We start from the raw sequence: 21,871 nt of genomic DNA, 5'->3' as shown, positions 1-21,871 counted from the left end.
TTGCCTCTCCATAATCGCTCCATGGTCCGCCCCACACAACAACTCCACACCCATCGCGAACCGGTGCCCGTGCGCGCCGCCGCCACCGTCCTGCTGCTGCGCGACACCGACGCCGGCCTGGAGGTCCTCATGACCCGCCGCTCGGCCACCGCGAGCTTCGCGCCCGGTGCCTACGTCTTTCCGGGGGGCCACATCGACGCGGCCGACGCCGCCGCCGCGCGCATCGCGGCGCGCCGCGCCACGCAAAGCGACACGCAGCACACGCAGGCCATCGCCGCGATCCGCGAGGCCTTCGAAGAACTCGGCATCCTGCTGGCCCGCCATGCCGACGGCCGCGCGGTGAGCGCCGGCGAGGTCGCCGCCATGGACCGCAACGCCACCGCCGGCACGGCCTTCGCCGACCAGTGCGCCGCGCGCGGCCTGGTGCTGTCGGCCGACGAGGTCTTCACCTTCGCGCACTGGATCACCGACCGCGACCTGCCCAAGCGCTTCGACGTGCCCTTCCTGGTGGCGCGCATGCCCGAGGGCCAGGAGCCCACGGCCGACGAGAGCGAGCAGTTCGAGCCCTGCTGGGTGCGCCCGGCCGACGCGCTGGCGCGCCACGAGGCGGGCAGCTTTTTCATGATCTTCCCGACCATCCGCACGCTGCAGCGCATGGCGGCCTATGCGACGGTCGATGCGGTGCTCGCGGCCTGCGCGCCCGGCGCCGACGGCCAGGAGAAGCCACTGTGGACCAGCTGCCCGCGCGCCGGCCTGCTCAAGGGCGAGGACGCGCGCTACATGGAACACGAGTCGCCCTTCGGCGAGCTCGCGCTGGTGTGCCCCGACGGCCAGATCGCGCACGCGCTCGACTGGCAGAGCACGCAGCCCGTGGCGCTGCTGAAGAACGTGCAGCGCCTCACCGCACCGAACCCCAGCGCCATGACCGGCCCGGGCACCAACACCTACCTCGTGGGCGATGCGGCCACCGGCTACCTTGTGATCGACCCGGGCCCGAACGACGCGACGCACCTGGCGCGGCTGATGGAGGCCACGCAAGGCGACATCCGCCTGATCGTCTGCACGCACTCGCACGCCGACCACTCGCCAGGCGCCGCGCCGCTGCAGGCGCAGTGCGCGGCGGGGCGCAAGCCGCCGATCCTCGGGCTGTCGTCCGCACCCACGGCACGTTCCACCGCGCGCTTCAGCGCCGAGCGCGAGCTGGCCGACGGCGAACGGCTGGTGCTCTCGGGCACCGCGCCCGACGGCACGCCGCTCACGCACACGCTGCGCGCCATCCACACGCCCGGCCACGCGGCCAACCACCTGTGCCTGGTGCTCGAAGAAGACGGTCTGCTGTTCTCGGGCGACCACATCCTCAACGGCAGCACGACGGTGGTCGATCCGCCGGATGGCGACATGACGGCCTACCTCGATTCGCTCGACAAGCTCGACGCGGCCTGCGCGGCCGGCGGCATCGACTTCATCCTGCCGGCGCACGGCTACGTGATCGGCTTTGCGCGCACGGCCATCGCGCACCTGAAGGCGCACCGCCTCAAGCGCGAGGCCAAGATCGCCGCCGCGATGCAGCGGCTGCCCGACGGCACGCCCGAGCAGTGGCTGCCGCTCGCCTACGACGACGTGCCCGAGCGCATGTGGCCAGTGGCGGCGCGTTCGCTGGCGGCGCACGTGGCGCGCATCCGCCAACTGGCCGACGCGCGATGAACCGCTCGAACCGCCCCTCGGCGCCCGACGACGAAGGCGTGCGCCTGGCCAAGCGCGTGGCCGCGATGGCCCAGGTGTCGCGCCGCGAGGCCGAGCTGCTGATCGAGAACGGCGCGGTGCGCGTGGACGGCGTGCCCGCCCTGCTGCCGCAGTCGCGCGTGCAGCCGCACCAGCAGGTCGAGATCGCCGCCGGCGCGCGGCCCGAGCCCGTGGTGCCGGTGACGATGGTGCTCTACAAGCCCGCCGGCATGCCGACCGACAACGCGCACCAGCTGCTGGTGGCCGCGAACCACCACGAGCCCGAGCGCGAGGGCCAGCGCTTCCTGCCGGCACACGCGCGCGGCCAGCGCTGCATGACGCCGCTCGAAACCGGCGCCAGCGGCCTCGTGGCCTACACGCAGGAATGGCGCATCGAGCGCAAACTGCAGGAAGACGCAGGCATCCTCGAACACGAAGTGATGGTCGACGTGGCCGGCCCGGTGAGCCCCGAGGTGCTGGCACGGCTGGAGCGTTCGCCCGCGCGCGTGAGCATCGGCCGGCAGTCGCCCGAGCAGACCGGCCTGCGCTTTGCGCTAAAGGGCGCGCGGCCCGGGCAGATCGCGCACATCTGCGACGGCGTGAACCTGCGCATCGTCGCCATGCGGCGCCTGCGCGTGGGCCGCGTCTCGCTGGCCGGGCTGCAGCCGGGGCAGTGGCGCTACCTGGCGCCGAACGAGCGTTTTTGAAAGCGGCTTGAGGACGACGAGGCAGCACCGCAAACTGCCACCTGAAGACAGCGGCCCCGCGCCGCACACGGGAGATACCAGCACCATGAAGTTCGGCACACCGATCCGCACCCTGGCCTGCACCCTGCCCCTGACGCTGCTGGCGGGCTGCAGCTACCTCACGGCCTTGCTGTTCCCGGACGCGCCGGTCGGTTCACCGACCGAAGCGACGACAGCCGCCCCACCCGCCGTGGTTTCCAAAGACGGCCTCGCGCCGATCACCGCGGTGCAGGTGGAACGCATCCGCGAAGCCGTCGGCGGCAAGCCACCGAGCCCCGCGGTGGGCAAGGTGGTGGGAAGCGCGTCGCCGACCATCGAATCCTTCTTGCGCACCGAAGGCTGCATCACGGCGCGCAACGGCGCGGTGCTCAACCCCTTCGCGGCGCCCGGCCGGCTGTTCGACGGCACGGGCTTCCAGGGCGGGCCGATGGCCGAGATGCAGTACCACGACAAGACCGCCTGCGTGACGGTGCAGCGCATCCAGAACTGGAAGCTGGTGTCGCCCCGGCTGCTGCGCTTCGACGTGGTCTACGTGGGCGACGACGGCGAGGAGCGCGCCATCAAGCGCCACGAACTCATGCGCCAGCCCAAGGGCGGCTGGCTGTTCACGCGCTGAGCGTTGTGGCCGGCGAGCGGCACGTGCCGCTCAGCGGACGGTCGTGGCGGGCTTGCCTTGTTGGCTTTGTGCGAGCGCGTCATCGGCCGGCTCCCAGCCGCCACCGAGCGCCATGAACAGCACGACCTGGTCGTCGGCCAGTTGCGCGTCGCTGGCGGCCAATGCGGCGTCGGCGCCGGCCAGTGCGCGTTCGGCGTCGAGCGCGTCGAGGTAGGCGGTGCGGCCGTTGCGGTACAGCTGGCGCGCCTGCGCGGCGACCTTGGCGCTTTCGTCGCGCGAGGCCTGCAGGGCGGCGCGGCGGTCGAGCTCGCGGGCGTAGGTGCCGAGCGCGGTCTCGGTCTCGCGCAGCGCGGTGAGCACGGTGCCGTCGAACTTCGCGAGCGCGGCGCGCGTGCCGGCCTCGGCCTGTGCGATGCGGGCCTGCGCTGCGCCGGTGTTGGGCACGGTCCACGAGATCAGCGGGCCCACGCTCCAGGCCAGCGTGTCCTGGCGGCCGAAGCCGGTCGCATGGCCGGCCGACGAGCCCGAGAGGCCCAGCGTGACCTTCGGATAGAGGTCGGCCGTGGCCACGCCGATGCGCGCGGTCGATGCAGCGAGGCTGCGCTCGGCCTGGCGGATGTCGGGGCGGCGGCGCAGCAGCGCGGCGCCGTCGCCCACCGGCAGTGCGCCGGCCACGCGCGGTGGCGTGGTGCAGTCGGCCACCTCGCGCGGAAAGTCTTGCGGCAGTGCGCCGGTGAGCGTGGCCAGGCGGTAGAGCGCGCCCTGGCGCTGGGCCTTCAGCGGCGGCAGCGCGGCGTCGAGCTGCGCGAGCTGGGCGCGCGCACGGCCGGCGTCGATGGCGCCGGCGCGGCCCGCGCGCTGCAGGCGCTCGGTGACGTTCACGGCGTCTTGCTGCAGCGCGACCGACTTCTGCGCGATCTGCAGCCGCAGGCCGGCCGAGCAGGCTTCGGCGTAGGCACGCGCGGTGCCGGCCGCGACGTTCACGCGCACGAGGTCGAGCGCAGCTTCGGCCGCCTGGCTGCTGGCGGCCGAGGCCTCGATGGCGCGGCGGATCTGGCCGAACAGGTCGACCTGGTACGACAGCGACGCGCCCGCGCTGTAGTTGAAGGTGTTCGGCGGCTCGTAGCCCTTCTGCAGCAGCGACAGGCCCGAGACGTGGCCGAACGAGGGCCCGGCGTTCACGCCGATGGAGGGGTACTTGGCGCCGGCCACTTCGGTTTCGATGGCACGTTCGCGCTCGAGGTTGGCGACGGCCTGGCGCAGGTCGGTGTTGTGCGCGAGGGCCTGGGTGACGAGCCGGTCGAGCAGCGGGTCGTGGTACAGGCGCCACCAGTGCGCGGGCAGCGGCGCAGCATTCGCCGGTGCTTCGGCGAAAGGCTTGGCCGCAGCGGGCTGGCTGGCCAGCGCCTCGGGCGGCTGCCGGTAGTCGGGGCCGACCGCCGCGCAGGCCGCGAGCCCGGCCGCGACCGCGAGCGAAGCCATGCGAAAGGCGAAGCGGGTCATGGCGGTCATCCCTTCTTCGGCGTGGCGGCCGCGTGGGCCGCGTCGTGTTCGAGGACCTGCACCGTGACCGTCTGGCCGGCCACGAGGCGCGCGCCTTCGGGCAGCGGGTCGAGCTTCACGCGCACCGGGATGCGCTGCGCCAGCCGCACCCAGTTGAAGGTCGGGTTCACGCTGGGCAGCAGGTTGGCGCTGGTGGAGCGGTCGCGGTCGGCGATGCCGGCGGCCACGCTGTCGACCGCGCCTTCGAGCACCGCGCCGCCGCCCATCGGCGTCACGCGCACGCGGTCGCCCAGGTGGATGCGCGGCAGTTTCGTTTCTTCGAAGTAGCCTTCGACGTAGAACGACTGCGCATCGACCAGCGCGAGCACCGGCCGGCCCGCGGCGGCGTAGCTGCCCTGGCGCAGGTCGAGGTTGGTGACGAGGCCGTCGGCCGGTGCGCGCACTTCGGCGCGCTGCAGGTTCAGGCGCGCCGAATCGAGCGCCACCTCGGCCTGCGCGACGGCAGCCTGCGCCTGCTCGACGCGAGCGCGGGTCTGTTCGCGCGACTCTTTCGACACCAGCTCGTCGAGCCCCGTGTTGCGCGCGTTCTCGCGCTGGGCCTGGGCGCTCACGGCGCGCTGCGCGGCGAGCGCGGCCTGCGCCTGGCGCACGGCGAGGTCGTAGCGCGCGCGGTCCACCTCGAACAGCAGCGTGCCGGCGGCGACCGGCTGGTTGTCGCGGATCGGCACGGCCGTGACGAGGCCCGAGACGTCGGGTGCGATCTGGACCACGTTGGCGCGCACGCGTCCGTCGCGCGTCCACGGTGCGAGCTCGTAGTGGTCCCACAGGCGAAAGCCCGCCCAGACGGCGGCGGCCACCACGGCCACGGTGAGGAGAACGCGCAGCAGGCTCTGGGCCCGGGGGTTGTCTGCGAAGGGGTTGGCTTTCATGGAAATCTCTGTGTGGTTTGCGTTGTCATTGCAGGTGCGCCGTGAGGCGGCTCAGGCCGTACAGCAGCAGCAGGTACAGCGCCATGTCGAACAGCGCCGGGTGCCACACCCAGCGGTACAGGCCGGTGGCGGCGAGCAGCCGGCGCACGCCCCACAGGGCGAGCAGCGCGGCGCCGGCCAGCAGCATGAGCCAGGGCACGTAGAGCCCGTAGAAACTGGCTTCGCCGATCATGCGGAAGCTCCTTGCGGTGAAGAAGAAGACACGCCTGCCAGCGAAGGCGGTGCGTCGGGGAACAGGTTGCGGCGCAGGCCGACCAGCGCGGTGACGGCGGCGCGCGACGCGGTGGAGCTGTCACGCGCAGCGAGCACCGCCGCCAGCGCCTCGTCGATCTGCGGCAGCAGCGCCGCCGGACGCGGTGCCATGCGGCCTTCGCCGCGCTGGCGGAAGAAGCGCGCGATGCCGCCGAGCAGCGCGGCCGAGGTGGCCATCGGCAGCTGGGCGCGCACGCGCTGCAGCACGGCGATGTCGGCGCCCATGCGCAGGTCGCGCAGCGCGTCGTTGGCGGCCACGCCCTCCACGGTGCCGCCGGCCTGCGCGATGCGCGGCGCCAGCAGGCCGATGCGGTCGAGCATGCGCACGGCGTAGGCGTCGCTCTGCGCGTACTGCGGCTGGGTGGAGGCGGCCATGTCGCCGAGCTCGCGCCAGGTGGCGCGCTGGATGCGGCGTGCGCTCCAGTCGGCGCCCACCGAGCGCACCAGCCGCGTGACGCGCGCGGCCATCACCACGCCGACGATCTGGCCGGTCATGCTGTTGATGAAGCTCACGAGGTCGGCGCTGGCGGTGTCGTGCATTGCCAGCGTGCCCGACACGCCGAAGACCAGCGCCATCGCGGCCATGAAGTGCGTCGGGCGCGGCAGGTACAGGCCCAGCACCAGGAACAGCGGCGCGCAGACCAGCGCGAGCATGCCGAAGTCCTGCACCGTGGGCATGAGCACCAGCACGTAGACGGCCGAGATGGGAATGGACCACAGCGTCCACTTCAGGAAGCCGTGCATCGCGGGCACGGGGTCGTCCATGGTGGCGAAGAAGCAGCAGAAGACGGCGGCCATCATGGTGGCGGCCGAGCCCATGGTCCAGCCCGTGAGGATCCAGAACGCGCCGCACACGCAGATGGCGATGACGGCGGCCAGCGCCGACAGCAGCGCCATGCCGTGGTCGCGGTGCATCGCGCGCTGGCCGAGCGCGGCCGTGCGGCGCAGCGGCGCGCCGCCCTTCAGGCCTTCGTCGATGTCGCGGCGCAGCCGGGCGCAGGCGGTCCAGCCGTCGACCAGCTCTTCGAGCCGGCCTGCGAGGCCGATGCGCAGTGCGCGGGCCCAGGGGCTGAGCCCCGTGTCCTGCGCGCTGCCCAGCGCGGCGATCGCCTGGCGCAGCGCCTGCAGGCGTGCGGAGGCATCGACGGCCGGGTCGCTTTCGTCGCGCAGCCATTGCGCGGCCAGCGCAAGCACGGCGGTGACGTCGGGCGCGAGGCGGCCTTCGGCTTGCGCCAGCGCCTGCAGCCGGTCTTCGACGGCCGACAGCGCGGGCGTGAGCGCCGCCACGCGGTCCTGCATGGCGCGGATCGCGCCGGCGGTCCAGCGCAGGTGCGTGGTGTCGAAGGGCACGTGGGTCGAGAGCAGGCGCAGCTGCGTGATGTCGCCGGCGAGGCGGCGGCGGTCGTCGTCCAGGCGCTTGGGGTCGGCGTCCTTGGGGGTGCTGCGGTCGCCGGGCTGGAACAGGTCGCCGATCCACTGGCGCGCGTCTTTCAGCGTGCGGTCGAGCAGGCCCAGCACGGTGGGCGCGAGCCCCGCGGGCAGCACGAGGCTGTGGACCAGCGTGGCGCAGAAGATGCCCAAGCCGATCTCTTCCACGCGCGCCACGGCGGTGTCGAACAGCACGAGCGGCGTCTGCACCGACGGAAAGCCGATCAGCGCCGCCGTGTAGCCCGCGAGCATGAAAACGTACGAGCGCGGCGTGCGGTCGAGCAGCGACACATACAGGCACAGCCCGACCCACAGCGCGAGCACCAGCGTGAGCAGCTCGGGCGCGTTGGACAGCGCGGGCACCATCAGCACGGTGGCGACGCTGCCGATGAGCGTGCCGCAGAAGCGGAACACCGCCTTGGAGCGCACGGCACCGGCCAGCGGGTGGGCGACGACATAGGTGGTCATGAGCGCCCAGAACGGGCGCGGCAGGCCGGCGCGGCTGGCCAGGTACATCGCCAGCATCGCGGCGGCGAAGCTCTTGACGGAAAAGAGAACTTCCGCGCGGGTGAAGCGCGGCAGCGCCATCGACATCGCCATTTACGAGCCGCGCCCTTCCTGCTGCAGGCTCTGCATGCCGGCGGCACTGCGGCCGAGCTTGGCCTCGAGCGCGCCGAAGACGCGCAAGGTGGCGGCGATGTCCTCGTCGGGAATGCCTTCGAACAGCGCGGCGCGCATCTGGCGCAGCGCGGCCTCGATGGGCTCGCAGACGGCGCGGCCGGCGGGCGTGAGGTGCAGCGTCTTGGCGCGGCGGTCGGCCGGGTCTTCGCGGCGCTCGACGAAACCGGCCTCGACCAGCTGGTCGAGCGAGCGCACCAGCGACGGCCCTTCGATGCCCAGCGCCTCGGCCACCGTGCCCTGGCGCACACCGTCTTCCATGCGCCCGAGCACCACCACCGGCCAGGCCAGCGTCTGCGACAGGCCCACGTGCGCCACCGCCTTGTCGGCCGCCGCGCGGTAGCCGCGCTGGAGCACCGACAGCGAGGTGCCGAGCCGCATCAGCGCGTGTTCGCGCAACGGGGAGATGGGTTCGGTATCGGCCACGGCGTTATCAATTAGTTAGCTTGCTAACAATTGTACGGGTTTCTACCGAGTCTTGCACGCGGCCGCGCACGCCATCAGCGCGCGGCCCAGGGAAAAGGGGGAAGGGAAAGAAAAGTGTGAAGCTCGCCGATAAGCCGGATTCTGTGCACCGGGGCCCTCTTGCGAAGACCCCGGCGTGACCGCCATTACTCTGGGCCGTTTGTCGCCAAACGGCTCGATGCCACCTACCCGCCAGCTCAGCGGAACCACCTCGATACTGGCCTACTTGGTGTTGCTGCGCGCAGAGATTGCCCGTTTCACCCGAACTGAATCGGCTCGTCTCTGTTGCTCTGATCCTCACCTCACGGTGGAGAGTCGTTAACTCCTGCGCTGTCCTGTGCAGTCCGGACGTTCCTCCAGTGCGATCTTTCGACCCGATGCTGTTGCCCGAGGGCAGAGCATCGTCCCTTTCGGGCTTGCACCAGCGGCGGTCTGGCGTGCTTCACGGCTCGATTATCGCCCGCCCCATCAATGACCCTTCAGGCGACGCCGCGCGCCGGTCGTCAGCCGGGCGTTTCGCCGTCGCCGGCCTGCACCAGGCCCAGCTTGCGCAAGGTCCGATGGAAGTTGCTGCGGTCGATGCCGGCCTCGCGCGCGGCGCTGGCCACGCGGCCTCCGTGGCGGGCGAGCAGTTCGGAGAGCCAGGCCCGCTGGAAGGCCTCGGTCGCCTCGCGCAGCGTGCCGACCGCGATGACAGGCCCCGCGTGTTCGTTCGCCGGGGCCTGCACGGGCGCTGCCATGGCGCTTCCCACGACGGCGGCGCTGTCCAGCGCCAGGTGATGCGGCTCGATGGCCGTCCAGCGCGAACCGCGCGGCTGTTCCCTGAACGCCCGCAGCGAGGCGCGGCTGATCACATGCTCGAGCTCGCGCACGTTGCCCGGCCAGCCGTGCGCCAGCATGGCGGCCTTCGACGCCGGCGAGAGCCGCAGGTTGCGCGCGCCCAGCCGGTGCTGGTTCTCCTCGAGAAAGCTGCCGGCGAGCACGAGCACGTCGCGCCCCCGTTCGCGCAGCGGCGCGACGACCAGCGGATAGACCGACAGTCGGTGGTACAGGTCGGCGCGAAACCGGCCCTGCGCGATCGCTGCGGGCAGGTCGCGGTTGGTGGCCGCGATCACGCGCACGTCGACCTTGCGCATGCGGTCGCTGCCGGGGCGCTGCACCTCGCCGCTTTGCAGCACGCGCAGCAGCTTGGCCTGCACGCTCAGCGGCAACTCCCCGACCTCGTCGAGAAAGAGCGTGCCGCCATCGGCGATCTCGAACTTGCCGTCGCGGTCCTGCACGGCGCCGGTGAACGCGCCGCGCTTGTGGCCGAAGAGTTCGCTGTCGGCCAACGTCTCGGGCAGCGCCGCGCAGTTGACCTGCACGAGCGGCTGCTCGCTGCGCCGCGAGCGCGCGTGCAGGCGCTGCGCGACCAGGTCCTTGCCGACGCCGGTTTCGCCGAGCAGCAGCACCGTGAGGTCGGACACGGCGACGGTGTCGATCTCGTGGCACAGCTGCTTCATCGCCGGGCTGCTGCCCAGCAGTTCGCGCGGCGCGCCACGCCCCGCACGCAGCGCCTGCGCCACGGCCTGCTCGCGCACCGCGCGCGCCTGCATCTCGCGGATCGTGTGGGCGGCCTCGATGCCGGTTTCGACGAGGGCGATCAACGCCTCCATCTGCGCCGGGCCCACGGCATCGAAGGCGTGCGGCTCCAGGGCGTCCAGCGTGAGCAGGCCCCAGACGGCGCCGCGCAGGCGCAGCGGCGCGCCCATGCAGTCGTGCACCGGCAGGATGCCCGGCTGGCCGGCGACGAGGCCGTCGTACGGGTCGGGCAGGTTGCTGTCGTGGGCGAAACGCAGGCCCCGTTCGCTGTCGAGCAGGCGCGCGAAGCGCGGATGGGCGGCGACGGGAAACTGGCGCCCCAGGGTTTCGTCGCTCAGGCCGTCGACCGCGACGGGCTTCAGCACGTCGACGTCGAGCTGCAGCAGCGCGGCGGCATCGCAGCGGACCAGTCCGCGCGCAGCGGCGAGCAGCGATCGGTAGCGGGCGGCCTCGGCCTCGGGCTCGGGCTCGGGCTCGGGCTCGGGCTCGGGCTCGGGCTCGGGCGGCGGGGCCTCGGTGGTCGAATCGACACGCAATGTGGTCATAAGTACAACGCTGGAGTTGTTGTGAATTTGACCACGCCTGGTAAATCCCCAATGGCGTCAAGCACTTGCAGGGGCCTTCCGGCTGGCACGGATCGTGAGATGAAAACTGCATCTCAACCGAAGGACCGCCAGACCATGCACCCGCAAACCATCGCCATCGTCAAGTCCACCGTGCCCGCGCTCCAGGCCCACGGCGAGGCCATCACCAGCCACTTCTACAAGATCATGTTCGAGGGCCATCCGCAGGTGAAGGCCTTCTTCAACGAAGCGCACCAGGCCGCCGGCACGCAGGCACGCGCGCTGGCGGGCGCGGTCATCGCGTACGGCGCGCACATCGACCGGCTCGAAGCGATCGCCGGCGCCCTGCCCCGCATCATCCAGAAGCACGCCGCGCTGGGCGTGCTGCCGGAGCACTACCCGATCGTCGGCCACTACCTGCTGCGCGCCGTGAAGGAGGTGCTCGGCGATGCCGCGACCGACGAGGTGATCGCCGCCTGGGGCGAAGCCTACGAATCGCTGGCGGGCCTGCTCATCGCCGCGGAAGAAGCCGTCTACAGCGCCAACGCGGCGCAACCCGGTGGATGGCGCGGCACGCGCGAATTCCGCGTGGCCCGGCGCGAGGACGAAAGCGAGGTCATCACCTCGTTCTACCTGGAGCCCGTGGACGGCGGTGCGCTGCTGGCGTTCACGCCGGGGCAGTACCTCACGCTGGTGCTGGAGATCGACGGCCAGCCGGTGCGGCGCAACTACTCGCTGTCCGACGCGCCGGGCAAGCCGTGGTACCGCATCAGCGTGAAGAAGGAGGAAGGGGGTCGCGCCTCGAACTGGCTGCACGAAGCCGCCGCGGTCGGCACGCGGCTGCAGGCGCAGGCACCGTGCGGCGACTTCGTGCTGCAGCCCGCGGGCGAGCAGGCGCGTCCCCTCGTGCTGGTGACGGGCGGCGTGGGCATCACGCCTGCGATGAGCATGCTCGAATCGGTGGCGCACACGGGCCGGCCGGTGCACTTCGTCCATGCGGCGCGGCACGGCGGCGCGCACGCGTTCCGCGCCCGCGTCGACGCACTCGCGCAGCGGCATGCGAACGTGAAGCCGCTGTATGTCTACGACGCGCCGCGCGAGAGCGACACGCCGCACGCGACCGGCTTCGTCACCCGCGAGCTGCTGGCCGGGCTGCTGCCGGAAGACCGCGACGTCGACCTGTACTTTCTCGGGCCGAAGCCCTTCATGCAGGCGGTGTATGCCAACGGGCTGGCGCTCGGCGTGCCCAAGCAGCAGCTTCGCTACGAGTTCTTCGGGCCGCTGGAAGCCCTGGAGGCCTGAACCGCAACGGCCTGCCATCCCCTCGTGCGGAAACGGTCGCGGGCCGGGTGCAACCCGGCCCAGGGGGCGCCACAATGCGCGCTGACCATCCGACCCTCGCACCCAAGGAGATTCCATGAAGGCCCAGAACATCCTCCAGACCATCGGCAACACGCCGCACATCCGCATCAACCGCCTGTTCGGCCATGCGAAGCAGCAGGTCTGGATCAAGTCGGAGCGCGCCAACCCCGGCGGCTCGATCAAGGACCGCATCGCGCTGTCGATGGTGGAAGACGCCGAGAAGAGCGGCGCGCTCAAGCCCGGCGGCACCATCGTCGAGCCCACCTCGGGCAACACCGGCATCGGCCTGGCGATGGTCGCGGCCGTCAAGGGCTACAAGCTGATCCTGGTGATGCCCGACAGCATGTCGGTGGAGCGCCGCCGCCTCATGCTGGCCTACGGCGCCACCTTCGACCTCACGCCGCGCGCCAACGGCATGAAGGGCTCGATCGCCCGCGCCGAGGAAATCGTGGCCGGCACGCCGGGCGCGTGGATGCCGCAGCAGTTCAACAACCCCGCGAACGTCGACGTGCACGTGCGCACCACGGCCGAAGAGATCGCGGCCGACTTTCCCGAGGGCATCGACGTGCTCATCACCGGCGTGGGCACGGGCGGCCACATCACCGGCGTGGCGAAGGTGCTCAAGAAGAAGTGGCCCAAGCTGCAGGTGTTCGCGGTGGAGCCCGTGGCTTCGCCCGTGATCTCGGGCGGCGCACCGGCGCCCCACCCCATCCAGGGCATCGGCGCGGGCTTCATCCCGAAGAACCTCGACACCTCGCTGCTCGACGGCGTGCTGCAGGTCGACGCAGAGCCGGCGCGCGAAATGGCGCGCCGCTGCGCGGTCGAGGAAGGCATCCTGGTCGGCATCTCGTCGGGCGCGACGCTCGCGGCCATTGCGCAGAAGCTGCCCTCGCTGGCGCCCGATGCGGTGGTGCTGGGCTTCAACTACGACACGGGCGAGCGCTACCTCTCCGTCGAAGGCTTCCTGCCCGCCTGATCCAGCTACAAGTTTCATAGCGCCTCGGGCGCTTAAAATCGTCGGTCTGCTTGATAACCACAAGCCCCACGACATGCTGCGAATCTCCGAACTCAAACTCCCGCTCGACCACGCCCCAGAGGCGCTGGCCACCCTGATCGCCCGGACGCTCGACGTTCCGCCTGACGCGATCGCCTCCCACACCGTCTACAAGCGCAGCTTCGACGCCCGCAAGGTCGACCTGCTCACGGTCTACATCTGCGACGTGCAGCTGGCCGACGCGGCGCTCGAAGCCGCGCTGCTCGCCAAGCACGCCAGCCACCCGCACATCCAGCCCGCGCCCGACATGCGCTACACGCCGCCGGGCCAGGCGCCTGCGAACGCGACGCGGCCCGTGGTGATCGGCTTCGGCCCCTGCGGCATCTTCGCGGCGCTGATGCTCGCGAAGATGGGCTTCAAGCCCATCGTGCTCGAACGCGGCAAGACCGTGCGCCAGCGCACCCGCGACACCTGGGGCCTGTGGCGCAAGAGCGTGCTCAACCCCGAGTCGAACGTGCAGTTCGGCGAAGGCGGCGCCGGCACCTTCTCGGACGGCAAGCTCTACAGCCAGATCAAGGACCCGCGCTTTCTCGGCCGCAAGGTGATGGAAGAGTTCGTGAAGGCCGGCGCGCCCCCCGAAATCTTGTACGTCGCGCATCCGCACATCGGCACCTTCAAGCTGGTGAAGGTGGTCGAGAACATCCGCGAGCAGATCGTCGCGCTCGGCGGCGAGATCCGCTTCGAGCAGCGCGTGACCGACGTGCACATCGAAGAGGGTCACCTGCGCGGCCTCACCGTGCTCGACCAGACGACGGGCCAGAGCAGCGAACTGCGCGCCGACCACGTCGTGATGGCGCTGGGCCACAGCTCGCGCGACACCTTCGAGATGCTGCACGCCCGCGGCGTGCACATCGAGGCCAAGCCCTTCTCCATCGGCTTCCGTGTCGAGCACCCGCAGGGCCTCATCGACCGCGCCCGCTGGGGCCGCCACGCGGGCCATCCGCTGCTGGGCGCGGCCGACTACAAGCTGGTGCACCACGCCAGCAACGGCCGCTCGGTCTACAGCTTCTGCATGTGCCCCGGCGGCACCGTGGTCGCGGCCACCAGCGAGCCGGGCCGCGTGGTCACCAACGGCATGAGCCAGTACTCGCGCAACGAGCGCAACGCCAACGCGGGCATCGTGGTGGGCATCGACCCGAAGGACTTCCCGGGCGATGCGCTCGCGGGCATCGCGCTGCAGCGCCAGCTCGAAAGCAACGCCTACGTGCTCGGCGGCAGCAACTACCACGCGCCCGGCCAGCTGGTGGGCGACTTCATCGCCGGCAAGCCCTCGACCGCGCTCGGCAGCATCATCCCGTCGTACAAGCCCGGCGTGACGCCGACCGACCTGCACCAGGCCCTGCCCGCCTACGCCATCGAGGCGATGCGCGAAGCCTTTCCCGCCTTCGGTCGCAAGATCAAGGGCTTCGACACGCACGACGCCGTGCTCACCGGCGTGGAAACGCGCACCTCGTCGCCCATCCGCATCACGCGCGGCGACGACTTCCAGAGCCTCAACGTGCGCGGCCTCTACCCGGCCGGCGAAGGCGCGAGCTACGCGGGCGGCATCCTGTCGGCCGGCGTGGACGGCATCAAGGTGGCCGAGGCCGTGGCGCGCAGCGTGCTCGGCAGCACGGTTTGACGATGCACTTCCACCGTCCCACCACCGGCCAGCTGGCCGTCGCCACGCTGGCGATGGCCGCCGTGGTGCTCGCGTCCAACCTCCTGGTGCAGTTCGCCATCAACGACTGGCTCACCTGGGGCGCCTTCACCTATCCGGTGGCCTACCTCGTGAGCGACCTCGTCAACCGGCGCTTCGGCCCCGGCATGGCGCGTCGCGTGGCCTGGGTCGGCTTCGCGGTGGCCGTGGCGGTGTCGCTGCTGCTCGCACCGGCGCGCATCGCCGCCGCCTCGGGCCTGGCCTTCATCGCCTCGCAGCTGCTCGACATCCGCGTGTTCGACCGGCTGCGCCGCGGCCTGTGGTGGCGCGCGCCGCTCGTGGCCACGGTGATCGCGGCCGTGCTCGACAGCATCGTCTTCTGGGGCATCGCCTTCGCGGGCACCGACGGCCCCTGGCTCACCTGGGCGCTCGGCGACCTGGGCGTGAAGCTCGGTGTCGGCGTGCTGATGCTGCTGCCGTTCCGGCTGCTGATCGGGCGGCAGGTCCCTGACCGAGGTGACCGAGGCGCTGCACGCGCATGACCATCCGCCCTGACAATACCCGCAGGATGTTCCGGCCGCGCTGACCGCGCGGGACCGGTTGTTCCTTTTCTTCTCTTTCCATCCCTCGCGCCCATCGCCGAGCCTTCCGTATGACCGACGCATCCACCGCCGCCCCGAACACGAACTCGCGCAACGCACGGCGCCAGCGCCCGGACATGGCCGAGCAGCTGCAGCAGCTGAAGGCCGGCACGGGCACCGACGCAGGCGCTGACGCGTCGGCAACGCAGCCCACCGCCCCCGCGCAACAGCAGCAACAACGGCCGCCGCGCGCCAAGCAACAGCGCCCGCATGGGCAGCAGCAGCCGCAACAAGGGCGCAAGCCGCGCGGACAGCAGCCGCAACAGCAACAACAGCCCGAAGCCCAGCGCGCACCGCGCAAGGTCAATCCGGTGCTCGAGCGCCTGTTCGAGCTGTACCCGCAGCTGTTCGGCGCGCGCTTCGTGCCACTGAAGCTCGGCGTGTACGAGGAGCTGATCGCGCGCCATCCCGAAGACTTCAAGGCCGAAGACCTGAAGATCGCGATGGGCCAGCATGCGCGCTCCACGCGCTACCTCGAGAGCGTGGCCGCCGGCCATGCGCGCCACGACCTGGACGGCAACGCGCTCGACCCGGTCGCACCCGAGCACGTGCACCACGCCATCCTCGAGCTGCACCGCCGCCGCTCGCACCGCAACCCCGGCGAAGACCTGCGCCCGCAGCTGGTGACGCGCATCGCCAAGGCCATCGAAGCCTCGGGCCTCGACCACGAGGCCTATGCCGTGCTGGTGCGCTCGCGCGACGCCAACAACAACGCCGTCGTCGACGAAGCCCTGGCCGAACTCGCCCAGCAGGCCGCCAAGCGCGAAGCCCTGCTGCGCGCCTTCGAAGCCAGCGGCCGCAGCGAACAGGAGTTCGCCGACATGTACGGCATGAAGCCCGGCGACGTGACGCGCACGCTGCAGCGCGTGCGGGACGACAAGAAGCGGGCCGAGGCTGCGGCAGAGGCCGCCGCCGCTGCGGCCGCAGCGGCACCGGAAGCAGTACCAGAAGCTGCGCCGCAAGCCGCCGAATCCGCACCGGACACGCCCGCGTCCGACGAGCCTGCCACCACCGGCAATTGAACGGCCTGAAGCGCCCAGAAGGCTGCAACTGTGCAGTCTGACTGCGGCGCGGCGAATTTTTCGCCAGGGATCGGTGCTCAGGAAACGTTTCTACACATTTCCAGCTACATTCCTTCGGCCCATTCCGGGCGGAGGAGAAGTTCATTTGAAAAGAGTCATCAGGCTGCTTCTCGCAGCCGTGGCTGTTTCCGTGTTCGCGAGCGGCTGCGCGGTCAACCGCGCAACAGCGACCGTCGATCCCTCGGCAAATCTCGACAAGCTGCGCGTGGTGCAGGTCAGAAAGCTCGAGGGTGAAGACGGCACGCTCCAGAAGCTGATTGCCGGCAATCTGCGCAAACGCGGTTTCGAGGTCACGGAAGAAGCCAAGCCCCCCGAGCCAGTCGACGCTGTCGTCACCTACGTCGACAAGTGGATGTGGGACATCACCATGTACCTCGTCGAGCTCACCGTCACGATCCGCGAACCGAAGTCCGACTACCCGTTGGCCACCGGCAATTCGCTCCACACCTCCCTCACACGCCTCTCGCCGCCCGAAATGGTCGACGAAGTGGTCGGCAACATCTTCAAAGAATCGGACAAGACCAAATGATCAACACCACCACCCTTCGCCGCGCAGGCGCCCTGGCCGTTCTCTCCGTCGTCGTCGTGCTCGCGGGCTGCGCCTCATCGGCCAACCGCGAGGCCATGACGCCCACCAGCATCGCTTCGAGCAAGAAGCTGCCCTACTCGGTGTCGGTGAAGACCGGCGGCGGCAATGAAACGAACCCGCTCTGGAGCTCGGACATCACCAACGAAGACCTGGGTGCCGCCATCGAGAAGTCGGTCACGCAATCGGCCCTGTTCAAGGAAGTCGTCAAGGGCAAGAGCGGCGACTACGAGCTGTCGGTCTCGATCGTCAAGCTGACCAAGCCCACGTTCGGCGCCGCGTTCACGGTCGACATGGAAGCGGGCTGGTCGCTCATCAAGACCTCCGACAAGTCGGTGGCGATGCGCCAGGTCATCAAGTCGACCTACACGGGCGGCGCGTTCGACTCGCTCGTCGGCACGACCCGCCTGCGCATGTCGGTGGAAGGTGCCGCGCGCAACAACATCAAGCAGGGCCTGGAAGCCGTCTCGGCGCTCAACCTCTGAGCGAACGACACACCGTTCTTCGGTGAATGAAAAAGGGGCTGGTGAATCACCAGCCCCTTTTTCTTTGTGCCGCTGCGCGGCCTGTCTGTGCTCAGCGCGCGTTCTGCAGCGCCGCGATGCGCTCTTCGATCGGCGGGTGCGTGGCAAACAGCTTGCCCATCGCGCCCGTGATGCCCATGGCTTCCACGGCCTTGGGCAGTTCGCCGGCCGGCAGGCCGCCCAGGCGGGCGAGTGCGTTCATCATCGGCTGGCGGTTGCCCATGAGTGCGGCGGCGCCGGCGTCGGCGCGGAACTCGCGCTGGCGCGAGAACCAGGCCACCACGATCGCGGCGGCGAAGCCGAGCACGATGTCCAGCACGATGGTGCTCACGTAGTAGCCGATGCCGGGGCCCGACGAGCGGTCGTCGCCGCGGCGCAGGAAGCTGTCGACCGCATAGCCGATCACGCGCGAGAGGAACACGACGAAGGTGTTCATCACGCCCTGGATCAGCGTCATCGTGACCATGTCGCCGTTGGCGATGTGCGCGACTTCGTGGCCGATGACGGCCTCGACTTCTTCACGCGTCATGCCCTGCAGCAGGCCGGTGGACACAGCCACGAGTGACGAGTTCTTGAACGCGCCGGTGGCAAAGGCATTGGGCTCGCCTTCGAAGATGCCGACCTCGGGCATGCCGATGCCGGCCTTGTCGGCGAACTTGCGCACGGTGCCGACGATCCAGGCCTCGTCGGGCGACTGGGGGTTGTCGATCATGCGCAGGCCGGCCGTCCACTTGGCCATGGGCTTGCTGATGAGCAGCGAGATGATCGCGCCGCCGAAACCCATGACCAGCGCAAAGCCGAGCAGCGCCGTCAGGTTGAGCCCGTTGGCCGTGAGAAAGCGGTTGACGCCGAGCAGGCTGGCGACCACGCCGAGCACCGCGACGACCATCACGTTGGTCAGGACGAACAGAAGGATACGTTTCAAGTTGAATTCTCCGTGGGGAACACTGCCGACCAGATGAGGGCCACAAGGCCCGCTTCAAGCCTGTCCGGCCGGGGTGACCGCTGTTGTCGTAGGTTGTGACGGACGCGGCGCGGTGGCGTGCGGTAGAGCAATGATAGGAGTAAAAGTTCTACGAAAGGGGCCGGAAGACCTTCGGATCGTCGTAGTAATCGGGTGTTTCGTTGGCGCCGCACCACCCCGGAACGCCGAGCACCGGCAGCGGTGCGAAGGGCTTGCGTGCCATGTATTCGGGTGTGAGGCAGCGCGCCAAAGCCGCATCGCCGAGCGGACCTTCGGCTGCAGGCAGCAACAGCACATGCGCGGTCGCGGCCTTGCGCGGCACCACCAGCTTTTCGAGCAGCGCATGGCCGAACACGCGCAGCCGGGTCTGCGCCCAGAGCGCGCGCCGCGTGACGAACAACGCCTGCCAGTCGCGCGCCACCAGCGCCTCCCACAGCGCGGGCGGTGCATCGAGCACCGCACCGTTCTCGTCGAACAGCGTGAGCGCATCGCGCAGCGGCCCGCGCGTGGCGCCGACGCCGGCGCGTGCGATCTCGGTGGCCTGCAGCTCGTTGAGCCGGCGCTTGGTTTCGGGAAAGGCCAGCCAGACCAGGCCGTTGAAGAAGTCGTGCAGGTTGTCGCGCGTGGGCACGGTGCGCGTGCGGAAGATGTGGGCCTCGTAGGCCTGGCCCTCGGGCAGCGCGTCCTGCGTGACGAAGTCGGGCACGGCGGGTGGCTTGGCCGCCTGCAGCGCGGCGGCGACGGTGCCGCTCTGTGCAACGGCCCGTGCCACGGCTTCGCCGGGATCACGGTACGGCGCCAGCCAGGGTGCGGCCCACTCGATGGCCGCGACCGCCGGCAGGCCCGGGGTCAAGGCGCGGGCGCCCCCGTCCATCGGATGCGGTCGGGATGCTGCATCACCGCGAACTCGCCCGTGAGCTTGTCGAACAGCTTGAGCGAGCTGCCGCTCTTGCTGAGCAGGCCAGCGGTGCGCAGGGCCTTGGCCACGTCGTTGAGCGGCACGTCGGTGCCACGGCGCAGCGCGGGCACGGCCTGCAGGATGAACTCGGCGGCTTCGGAAATTTCAGGCTGCTGCGGCGGTGGCGGTGCCACCGGCTTGGCCGTCTTTGCCGCCGTCTTGCGCGCGGTCTTGGCCGCAGCCTTCTTCGCGGGGGCTGTCTTCGCGGCCGGCGTCTTCTTCGCAGCCGCCACCTTCTTGGCTGGTGCGGTGCGCACGGCCGGCTTGATGCCGTGGTGCGCGAGGTCGATGAAGCTGTCGTAGATGCCGACGGTCTCTTCGCCAGTCTTGCCCTGCTGGCCGATGCCACAGACGCGGCAGCCCTTTTCGCGCAGGCGGATCACGAGCGGCGCGAAGTCGGAGTCGGACGACACCAGCACCACCACGTCGGGCCGCTCGGCGATCACGAGGTCGATGGCGTCGACGGCCAGCGCGATGTCGGTGCTGTTCTTGCCAGCCGACAGGTTCACCATGGGCCGCACCGACAGCCGCTTGAACAGCGCCTGGCGGTTCACGGCCATCTCGGCGTTGCAGTAGGCGCGGCGCACGTGGATGGCGCCGTAGTCCTCCATCGTGCGCTGCACGGCCTGCTCGATCACGTCGGCCGAGACGTTGTCGGCGTCGATCAGCAGCATCACGCGCAGCGACGACAGGGGCACCGGCGCCGTCATGCGAGCTTCCAGTTCACCGTCTCGCCACCGCGCAGCGGCTTGAGCGTGGCTTCGCCGTAGGGCACGGTCTCGGGCAGGGTCCAGGTTTCGCGCTTCAGCGTGATGGTGTCGGTGTGGCGCGGCAGGTCGTAGAAGTCGGGGCCGTGGAAGCTGGCGAAGCCTTCGAGCTTGTCGAGTGCGTTCACGCTGTCGAAGGCCTCGGCGTACAGCTCGATGGCGGTGAGCGCGGTGTAGCAGCCGGCGCAGCCCAGTGCATGTTCCTTCAGGTGCGCGGGGTGCGGCGCGCTGTCGGTGCCCAGGAAGAAGCGGTCGCTGCCGCTGGTGGCCGCCTCGACCAGCGCGACGCGGTGCGTCTCGCGCTTGAGCACGGGCAGGCAGTAGTAGTGCGGGCGGATGCCGCCGGTGAAGATGGCGTTGCGGTTGTACAGCAGGTGGTGCGCCGTGATGGTGGCGGCCGTGAAGCGGTCGGCGTCGCGCACGTAGTGGGCGCCTTCCTTGGTGGTGAGGTGCTCGAACACCACCTTGAGTTCGGGGAAGTCGCGGCGCAGCGGGATCATCACGCGGTCGACGAACACGGCTTCGCGGTCGAACAGGTCGATGGCGGGGTCGGTCACCTCGCCATGCACCAGCAGCAGCAGGCCGTGCTTCTGCATGGCCTCGAGCGTCTTGTAGGTCTTGCGGATGTCGGTCACGCCGGCATCGCTGTTGGTGGTGGCGCCGGCCGGGTAGAGCTTGAGCGCGCGCACGCCGGCTTCGGCAGCCAGCGCGATTTCTTCGGGCGGCAGCTTGTCGGTCAGGTAGAGCGACATCACGGGCTCGAAGGACGTGCCCGCGGGCACGGCGGCGCGGATGCGGTCGCGGTAGGCCACGGCCTGGGCGGCGGTGGTCACGGGCGGACGCAGGTTCGGCATGATCAGCGCGCGGCCGAACTGGCGGGCGCTGTGGGGCACGACGGCTTCGAGGGCGGCGCCATCGCGCACGTGCAGGTGCCAATCGTCTGGGCGGGTGATCGTGAGGGTGTCTGTCATTGCGGCGAGATTGTCGCATCGCCCCTCGACTGGAGCACCCCCGGGCTACCCCAGCAGGTACTCGCGCACCAGCAGGCGCGCCCGGTGCAGCCGGCTCTTCACGGCGCCCGGCGGCTCGCCCAGGCGCTCGGCGATCTCGGCGATGGTGAGTTCCTCGAAGTCGCGCAGCAGCACGACCTCGCGGTAGTGCGCCGGCAGCGATTCGAGCGCATGGGCCAGGTCGATGCGCAGCGCGTGGTCGCTGCGGGCCGCGAGCTGGCGCTCGACGGTGTCTTCGTCGAGCGGGTCGTGGCGGAACATCGCGCGCTGCAGGCGCAGGCATTCGCGCCGGATGACGGTGAACAGCCACGACGAGAACGCCGCGGCCGCCTGCAGCCCGCGCACGCGGCGCGCGACCACCAGCAGCGATTCCTGCACGGCGTCGTCCACGTCGCTGGCCTGGCAGTGCCGGCGGGCGTAGCGGCGCGCGTCGGTCTGGCAGGCGGCGAGCAGGCCCTCGAGGGCGACGGGGTCGCCGGTCTGCGCGGCCAGGATCAGGCAGGTGCGGTCGATCGCTGCGGTGGCCATGGGTCAGCGGCCCTTGTCGAGGGTGCGCCCGACCATCGCGCACATCGGGCAGAAGCCGACCAGCCCGGTGAGGGCCAGCATCGCGCCCATGAGGCCGACCGCGACGGCCATGGCATCCGCCGGCCAGTTCAGGGCGGCGAAGGCGAGGCCGATAAGGCCCAGGGCGATGCGCAGAGCGCGTTCCCAACCAGGGAGGTTCTTGACGTAGAGCAT

At 70.5% G+C, this 21,871-nt stretch carries 22 protein-coding genes and 1 other RNA gene; 10 read left to right on the top strand and 13 right to left on the bottom strand.

What is annotated here, in order from left to right; genetic code table 11:
• Positions 1-21 precede the first annotated feature (21 nt).
• The 3 genes from AC07OX_RS14585 (at position 22) to AC07OX_RS14575 (ending at position 3,084) form a co-directional block, all read left to right on the top strand.
• Positions 22-1,704, top strand: a complete 1,683-nt coding sequence (locus AC07OX_RS14585) for an MBL fold metallo-hydrolase (RefSeq protein ID WP_495261881.1) — start codon at positions 22-24, stop codon at positions 1,702-1,704.
• On the top strand, positions 1,701-2,429 hold the full coding sequence (locus tag AC07OX_RS14580; RefSeq protein WP_159278590.1) for an RNA pseudouridine synthase: 729 nt from the start codon (positions 1,701-1,703) through the stop codon (positions 2,427-2,429). The genes AC07OX_RS14585 and AC07OX_RS14580 overlap by 4 nt, the downstream gene beginning before the upstream one ends.
• 85 nt (positions 2,430-2,514) lie before the next feature.
• Positions 2,515-3,084 (top strand): hypothetical protein, encoded by a 570-nt coding sequence (locus AC07OX_RS14575; RefSeq protein WP_159278591.1) that lies wholly within the window; start codon positions 2,515-2,517, stop codon positions 3,082-3,084.
• Between the two features lie 30 nt (positions 3,085-3,114).
• Here the strand turns inward: AC07OX_RS14575 and AC07OX_RS14570 are convergent, their stop codons facing one another.
• The 7 genes from AC07OX_RS14570 to norR form a co-directional block, all read right to left on the bottom strand.
• Positions 3,115-4,596: an efflux transporter outer membrane subunit gene (locus tag AC07OX_RS14570; protein WP_495261880.1), complete on the bottom strand. Its 1,482-nt coding sequence runs from the start codon at positions 4,594-4,596 to the stop codon at positions 3,115-3,117.
• The gene (locus tag AC07OX_RS14565) at positions 4,593-5,516 is read right to left on the bottom strand and encodes an efflux RND transporter periplasmic adaptor subunit (RefSeq protein WP_095743575.1); all 924 of its coding nucleotides are present in this window, start codon (positions 5,514-5,516) and stop codon (positions 4,593-4,595) included. Before AC07OX_RS14565 ends, AC07OX_RS14570 begins: the two co-directional genes overlap by 4 nt.
• A 25-nt stretch (positions 5,517-5,541) precedes the next feature.
• Positions 5,542-5,748, bottom strand: coding sequence for a DUF1656 domain-containing protein (locus AC07OX_RS14560; protein ID WP_062483051.1), 207 nt, complete (start codon positions 5,746-5,748; stop codon positions 5,542-5,544).
• Complete coding sequence (locus tag AC07OX_RS14555; RefSeq protein ID WP_495261879.1) at positions 5,745-7,856, bottom strand: FUSC family protein; 2,112 nt, start codon at positions 7,854-7,856, stop codon at positions 5,745-5,747. The genes AC07OX_RS14560 and AC07OX_RS14555 overlap by 4 nt, the downstream gene beginning before the upstream one ends.
• Positions 7,857-8,315: a MarR family winged helix-turn-helix transcriptional regulator gene (locus AC07OX_RS14550; protein WP_307583336.1), complete on the bottom strand. Its 459-nt coding sequence runs from the start codon at positions 8,313-8,315 to the stop codon at positions 7,857-7,859. It lies immediately after the preceding gene.
• A 159-nt stretch (positions 8,316-8,474) separates the two neighbouring features.
• An RNA gene (rnpB, locus tag AC07OX_RS14545) (RNase P RNA component class A) lies at positions 8,475-8,843 on the bottom strand.
• A gap of 59 nt (positions 8,844-8,902) precedes the next feature.
• On the bottom strand, positions 8,903-10,525 hold the full coding sequence (norR, locus tag AC07OX_RS14540) for a nitric oxide reductase transcriptional regulator NorR (protein WP_495261878.1): 1,623 nt from the start codon (positions 10,523-10,525) through the stop codon (positions 8,903-8,905).
• Positions 10,526-10,660: 135 nt separating this feature from the next.
• Between norR and hmpA the strand changes: the two genes are divergently transcribed.
• From hmpA to AC07OX_RS14505, 7 genes are all read left to right on the top strand, one after another.
• Positions 10,661-11,845: an NO-inducible flavohemoprotein gene (gene hmpA / locus AC07OX_RS14535; protein WP_495261877.1), complete on the top strand. Its 1,185-nt coding sequence runs from the start codon at positions 10,661-10,663 to the stop codon at positions 11,843-11,845.
• A gap of 115 nt (positions 11,846-11,960) precedes the next feature.
• Positions 11,961-12,881, top strand: a complete 921-nt coding sequence (gene cysK, locus AC07OX_RS14530; RefSeq protein ID WP_062478599.1) for a cysteine synthase A — start codon at positions 11,961-11,963, stop codon at positions 12,879-12,881.
• 73 nt (positions 12,882-12,954) lie between these two features.
• On the top strand, positions 12,955-14,580 hold the full coding sequence (locus AC07OX_RS14525; protein ID WP_495261876.1) for an NAD(P)/FAD-dependent oxidoreductase: 1,626 nt from the start codon (positions 12,955-12,957) through the stop codon (positions 14,578-14,580).
• 2 nt (positions 14,581-14,582) lie between these two features.
• Complete coding sequence (locus AC07OX_RS14520; protein WP_139701420.1) at positions 14,583-15,140, top strand: VUT family protein; 558 nt, start codon at positions 14,583-14,585, stop codon at positions 15,138-15,140.
• Positions 15,141-15,250: 110 nt separating this feature from the next.
• Complete coding sequence (locus tag AC07OX_RS14515; RefSeq protein ID WP_495261875.1) at positions 15,251-16,261, top strand: ProQ/FinO family protein; 1,011 nt, start codon at positions 15,251-15,253, stop codon at positions 16,259-16,261.
• A gap of 145 nt (positions 16,262-16,406) precedes the next feature.
• Positions 16,407-16,850, top strand: a complete 444-nt coding sequence (locus tag AC07OX_RS14510; RefSeq protein WP_070060167.1) for a hypothetical protein — start codon at positions 16,407-16,409, stop codon at positions 16,848-16,850.
• Positions 16,847-17,392 (top strand): hypothetical protein, encoded by a 546-nt coding sequence (locus tag AC07OX_RS14505; RefSeq protein ID WP_070060168.1) that lies wholly within the window; start codon positions 16,847-16,849, stop codon positions 17,390-17,392. The genes AC07OX_RS14510 and AC07OX_RS14505 overlap by 4 nt, the downstream gene beginning before the upstream one ends.
• 91 nt (positions 17,393-17,483) lie before the next feature.
• Here AC07OX_RS14505 and htpX read toward each other — a convergent pair whose 3' ends face one another.
• The 6 genes from htpX to AC07OX_RS14475 all read right to left on the bottom strand — a co-directional run bounded on the left by htpX (position 17,484) and on the right by AC07OX_RS14475 (position 21,871).
• A complete protein-coding gene (htpX, locus tag AC07OX_RS14500) occupies positions 17,484-18,356 on the bottom strand; it encodes a protease HtpX (RefSeq protein ID WP_056575841.1) in 873 nt (290 codons plus the stop codon).
• Between the two features lie 148 nt (positions 18,357-18,504).
• Positions 18,505-19,269 (bottom strand): DUF3025 domain-containing protein, encoded by a 765-nt coding sequence (locus AC07OX_RS14495; protein ID WP_495261874.1) that lies wholly within the window; start codon positions 19,267-19,269, stop codon positions 18,505-18,507.
• A complete protein-coding gene (locus tag AC07OX_RS14490; protein WP_307635922.1) occupies positions 19,245-20,063 on the bottom strand; it encodes an NYN domain-containing protein in 819 nt (272 codons plus the stop codon). Before AC07OX_RS14490 ends, AC07OX_RS14495 begins: the two co-directional genes overlap by 25 nt.
• On the bottom strand, positions 20,060-21,091 hold the full coding sequence (gene pyrC / locus AC07OX_RS14485) for a dihydroorotase (protein ID WP_070060172.1): 1,032 nt from the start codon (positions 21,089-21,091) through the stop codon (positions 20,060-20,062). Before pyrC ends, AC07OX_RS14490 begins: the two co-directional genes overlap by 4 nt.
• A gap of 45 nt (positions 21,092-21,136) precedes the next feature.
• Complete coding sequence (locus AC07OX_RS14480) at positions 21,137-21,658, bottom strand: RNA polymerase sigma factor (protein WP_062478577.1); 522 nt, start codon at positions 21,656-21,658, stop codon at positions 21,137-21,139.
• Between the two features lie 3 nt (positions 21,659-21,661).
• Positions 21,662-21,871 carry a YgaP family membrane protein gene (locus AC07OX_RS14475; protein WP_495261873.1) on the bottom strand — a complete coding sequence of 70 codons (210 nt, stop codon included), beginning with the start codon at positions 21,869-21,871 and terminating at the stop codon, positions 21,662-21,664.

The sequence above is a fragment of the Variovorax sp. GW821-FHT09D07 genome (assembly GCF_059416345.1).
The sequence above is the reverse complement of the archived record's forward strand: the minus strand, read 5'-3'. Positions and strand labels throughout refer to the sequence as shown.